We start from the raw sequence: 4,408 nt of genomic DNA on the forward strand, positions 1-4,408 counted from the left end.
GTTCAGTAAAGAGCGGAACCGCTTTCCTCCCCGGCCTGAACGCCGGGGTTTCCAGCGGAGTTTAGGATGAAAAGGCGTTCGGCTTTAGGTTTTTTAAGTGCTCTTTGTTGTAGTCTAACTTTACCTCACTCTAGAGCTTTGGCTCAATCTGATCCATCCACATCAATCCCATCTAATTTATCCGATGATGATCGTTTTGTTTTGCGGCACGTGAACAACGGAGAAGGTAATACACCTTACTCAAAGCTAAGCTCTGAAGGTGATTTTGGTGCTCCAGAGAAGAGCATAATTTTCTCCCCTCAGAGCGATTTGCATATGAATGTTTGGCATCCGGTAAAAAAGGGGTCTGCAAGATTAATAGTGTTTAGTCATGCTGAATTTCTATCGCCTTCCTCTTACACAGATTTATTTAAGCATTGGGCTAGTCATGGTTTTGTCGTTGTGGCGCCTCTCCATAATGATGAAGAAATCTTGTCCGTGATTTCATCTAATTCTCGGAGACCTCAATTCCACTGGCCTGATTATCTTACTGGGGAGTTGGTGAAAGGGGATGATGGCGTTGATATACCATTAAAGTATTGGCTCGAACGGCCTAGTGCTTTGAAGCGTGTGATCGATGTCATACCACTACTCCAGCAAGTTACTGGTTTAGATATTATTGTAGATAGGCCTCTTATAGCCGGTCACTCTCTGGGTGCATTTGCCGCTCAGATAATTTTGGGGGCGACAGCTCAATCAGGGCCAGCCAGCAGTGACCATTTAAGTCTTGCGGATCCTAGATATTATGGTGGACTTATTCTAACGCCACAAGGGCACGGTGTAATGGGACTGACCATCTCATCGTGGGATAAATTAGAATCCCCCCTTATGGTTGTTACCGGTCCTGGCGATGATTCCTTGTTTAATATGGGTAACACGCCTGACGATAGAACAGATGCTTTCGCCTTATCACCCAAGAACTTCAAGCATCTTGCATGGATGCGAAAAACAACGATGTCATCTTGTACCGGAGAGCATTCTGCGAGCACAGTCGGCTTTGAGCATCAGTTTCAGGAAATATGCGCTGCTACTACTGGATTCATGCTGGCTTATGGAGGTTATGACGAAGATATCCTGAATGTCATCGCAGGAACCGATTTCGAGAAGGAGACAGATGGTCGTCTACAGATGATGTACCGCTAAAAGCACTCTCCTGTTCGTCTCAGGAGAGTGCCTGGGTAATCATGTGTGGGAAATATCATAATGATATTGCGGCCCAGTCACTTCCATCGCGATGGGTTGCGGGGCGTGTTGTCCACTTATGCTGTTAAACATGTCTCTCACTCCCGCAGCGACGCCTTCTGCGTAGCTTACAGGCTGATCAATTAGGGTGCTTTTTGCTGCATTCCCGATTTGATTGGTGAGAGGAACATGGAGTTTGGCGTCTGGGCCAGCTTTAAGGTGCTGATATACCTCTTTTGCAAGAGGGTTAGAAGGAGATACCCCTGATTGGATATTGGCGGGGGATTGTGGCGCAAGTGTCTGAAGATGTTCATGGATGGCAGGTCTAGGATCATGAAGTGCATTAAGGGCATGAGCATTATGATTGAGCGCCTGCAATTCCCTAGCGTTTAAATCATCCGCAGATACCGCGGAAATGGCATGCTGAGCTGCTGTCTGATGCAATTGAGCAGCTTTATGCACGACATGTGATGCAGTGTGGAGGTGCTGGTGACCGCTGGTCATCAATCCGCCCATACCTGATGTTGCGAGTGAATGGCTCGACTTGGCTATTGCTTTGGAAGCCATCGCCGCATGTTGCTGCATTGCATCATGCGAAGCTATGGCGGCAGCATGAGCGTGTTGACCAGTGGCCAGCACATTGGGATCATTTGCGAGGGAGCCAGCTACATGCGCCGCATGCGGGAGGGCATCAACCATGTGTGGGGCAATTGAAATAATTGCAGCACCAGCAGCGACCAAACTACCAACTTTTAATGCCCGGCTTACTGACAGTGATTTTGCGGCCTTGGTTGCCCCAGTAGCAATTCCTTTTGATGCTTTTGAAAAGAATTTTCCGATTGAAGCTATCTTCTGCGTAGCAGCCTGAGCCATTAACTGAGAATTCATGACGGCAGCCATAGATGCATTGCGCGCCCATCTTCTCATTTTTGCTGCTTCTGTTTTAAAATTGGTTCGCACCGGCTTCTGGGAGGAATAGGGTTTGAAATACTTTTGGCGTTCAGCCGCTTTGGCAAATGCCTTGTCTAGCCTGGCAGAGAATGTTCCACGTTTGGCTTTGTTTTCTTCCCTCTCTAGGCGCGCTGCATTATTTCGCTCTTCATTCTGTTTTCTCAGGTATTCCTGAACCTCGCGAGATTCAGGAGTGTTAAGAGCTCTTGCGAAGTTTGCTGCGAAAGATTGTGCGGAAATAGCTGCTAGATCAGCAGCGAGTTTTTTATCTGGGATATCTATTGATGAATGCACATTAACAGATGCATTCGAGAAGGCATTGTACACTCCTTCCCTTAGTCCAGTGGATATTGCGCTTTTAATTTCGAACATTCCCGTCTGGAATGACTTGAATCTCTCATTGCCCTGTTTTCCAACGGGCTCTGATTTCGCTTCATTTGCAAATGGTTCGAGAGTGCCAACAGAAGAGATGGCCCCTTGGAGACGTTCGGTTACGGCTTCAGTCCGAGAAAAGATTTGTTCATCAAGGGTCTCAGAAAAAGATTTTTCACGGACTTTGCTCATAAGAGCCTCCCACCCACTGTGAAATTGTGTTCATTAAGGTGTTAAAGTAACGCAAGTTCATGCAAGGAAGATGGTTCGGGTTTTCGCAATACTAAAATAACTGTGGTCTAACCCACTTTGATATTGAGGAAATGTTTGATTTATTGATTTAATTGGGGATTTGAGGGGCCATTGACACGTCGATAAATTCATCAAGATCACCGTTCTCGCTGACCTCAACCACTCTGACCGATTTTGATTTTGCAAAAATCGACTCTGCTTCTTCTTTGTCTTCCATATCGATAAGTGTTTTGGCAAAGCATCTCCCATCTTGAAAAAGATAGAGATTTTGATCTTTAGCTTTGTAATGCCAGGTAATAGGCTTGTTTTTTGGTAGATTTGTCGGAGGTAGTAAGAACAATAGATCGCTTCCAGCCATTCTTACGCAGATATCATCAATGATAGAAGTGGACATTCTTACCCCGCAATACTTTAACGCTCTGTTTTAAATAACTTAGTAAAGGCTAAATGAGTTTGGAAGGATAAATCTACCTTTCATTCCTTGATATAATTCCCGTGACAGGGATATGCCTTCACATCCTGAAAGCAAAATTATCCCTCCTACTGTAATGCTGTCAGGTAGATATTTGATTGATATGCAATCTGTGAGGTCAAGGTCACCGTTTACACAAAGGTGTTCAGGTATTTCCTCCAGTTTCTCGCAGCCGCGTAAAATCAGATTATTGCCTAGGTAGATGTCCTTAGGGAGGTGTTTTATAGACTTGCAATCTGAAAGATTTATTGAGCAACCAACACGCAGGCATCGCCCAATAAAGGCTAGTTTTACGCACCCCGTCATTTCGAGATTGCCCTCAATAACCATATTATTTGGAGTTTTGGTTAGATTCTCACAACCAGTTAAATCCAAACTTCCACCTACTTTAAAATCGGTGGGCAGACTTATTAGTCGATCACATCCTCGACAAATTATATCTGAGCGAATTTTAGCATCATCTGGAATGCTTGTTATGCCTGTCCAGGAGGCATCAAGCCATGATCCAATATTTAGACCAGAGGGGAGTTCTTTCAGATTTGAGCAGCCGCATAAGTCTAGTGCGCCTCTAGTCATGAATTTATCTGGAAGACTATCTATTTGTGCTCCACTATAGTCTGTAAGACCGTCATAATGATTGGGTTCTTCATAGATATTGGGCTTAATGTCCTTCCCGATCTGCGCCACTTTTGGGGATTTAGATTTGGAGAACACTTTTTAAGCCTTTCAGGTGGAATGTGCCTTTAATATCTGCTTTAGGCATATATCAGTAGATTAAAATTACAGTTTAGATGATTGAAAACTAAGCATTTTTTTTGAAATATTCATGTAGTGTTTCGTTAATATATATGAAATGTTCGCATATTATATTGCCTTCAATTTGCAGAAATTGATGCTATCTTTTTGTAGTAGAGATAAACTTACACGCTTTCACCATCGGCAAATTTGGCTTGAGCACTAATCATTAAGGATTCTGGTTTTGTTCCGTGTTTCCCCAATCCTCAGAACTAAAGCTAAATTCGGAATGATGCTTCGTGCGTTTTTTCTAGAAAAAAGGGAAACCGTACGCAGAGATGAACGAGGGTATACACCGCTTCAGGTGAGTGGTGCGATCCTCGTGATGGCTCTGATGACGCCTGT

Annotated in this window: 4 protein-coding genes; 1 reads left to right on the plus strand and 3 read right to left on the minus strand. The window is 44.2% G+C overall.

Going from position 1 to position 4,408, the window contains the following annotated elements; genetic code table 11:
• The first annotated feature begins 66 nt into the window (after nucleotides 1-66).
• Nucleotides 67-1,182 carry an alpha/beta hydrolase family protein gene (locus CSR02_RS04825; RefSeq protein WP_099540768.1) on the plus strand — a complete coding sequence of 372 codons (1,116 nt, stop codon included), beginning with the start codon at nucleotides 67-69 and terminating at the stop codon, nucleotides 1,180-1,182.
• A 39-nt stretch (nucleotides 1,183-1,221) separates the two neighbouring features.
• On the opposite strand, the gene CSR02_RS04830 is transcribed toward CSR02_RS04825, so the two are convergent.
• The 3 genes from CSR02_RS04830 to CSR02_RS16270 form a co-directional block, all read right to left on the minus strand.
• Entirely contained in the window at nucleotides 1,222-2,736 is a 1,515-nt protein-coding gene (locus CSR02_RS04830) for a hypothetical protein (RefSeq protein ID WP_099540769.1), read from the minus strand.
• Between the two features lie 148 nt (nucleotides 2,737-2,884).
• A complete protein-coding gene (locus CSR02_RS04835; RefSeq protein ID WP_099540770.1) occupies nucleotides 2,885-3,190 on the minus strand; it encodes a hypothetical protein in 306 nt (101 codons plus the stop codon).
• A 39-nt stretch (nucleotides 3,191-3,229) separates the two neighbouring features.
• Nucleotides 3,230-3,982 carry a hypothetical protein gene (locus tag CSR02_RS16270; protein WP_143225542.1) on the minus strand — a complete coding sequence of 251 codons (753 nt, stop codon included), beginning with the start codon at nucleotides 3,980-3,982 and terminating at the stop codon, nucleotides 3,230-3,232.
• Between the last annotated feature and the right edge of the window lie 426 nt (nucleotides 3,983-4,408).

The sequence above is a fragment of the Acetobacter pomorum genome (genome assembly GCF_002738225.1).
GTDB classification, from domain to species: domain Bacteria; phylum Pseudomonadota; class Alphaproteobacteria; order Acetobacterales; family Acetobacteraceae; genus Acetobacter; species Acetobacter pomorum.

Bases quoted from the DNA above. Each gene is read 5' to 3' on its own strand.
- CSR02_RS04825 (WP_099540768.1), top strand. From the start codon at position 67: ATGAAAAGGCGTTCGGCTTTAGGTTTTTTAAGTGCTCTTTGTTGTAGT.
- CSR02_RS04830 (WP_099540769.1), bottom strand. From the start codon at position 2,736: ATGAGCAAAGTCCGTGAAAAATCTTTTTCTGAGACCCTTGATGAACAA.
- CSR02_RS04835 (WP_099540770.1), bottom strand. From the start codon at position 3,190: ATGTCCACTTCTATCATTGATGATATCTGCGTAAGAATGGCTGGAAGC.